The sequence below is a fragment of the Gilvimarinus sp. 1_MG-2023 genome, assembly GCF_030548285.1.
Genome location: NZ_JAUOSC010001379.1, coordinates 1 through 251 on the forward strand (window position 1 = coordinate 1; position 251 = coordinate 251).

Sequence of the window (251 nt, forward strand, 5' to 3'; positions counted from 1 at the left end):
GGCCAACAGATGCAGCACTTCAACTCCGGTGACGCGGACGTATTGGCAGGATTAACCCTCACCAACACCGGCACCGAGACATTCAGTGCCGAGCTGCTGGTGCAAGGCTACCGTGAGCTGAACCAATCCAGGAGCTCTCACAATATTGATATCCAGCGCCGCTACTATCATCAGGGCGGTCAACCCATCGCCCTTACCGATCAGCCTCTGACTCTGGCTACCGGAGATTTGATGCTGGTGGAGTTACAGAT

The 251-nt window shown here is 55.4% G+C and carries 1 protein-coding gene; it reads left to right on the top strand.

Features of this window, described 5'->3' with window-relative positions; translation table 11 throughout:
• On the top strand, positions 1–251 hold a 251-nt coding region (locus Q4563_RS21350; protein ID WP_303605950.1), incomplete at both ends, for a hypothetical protein.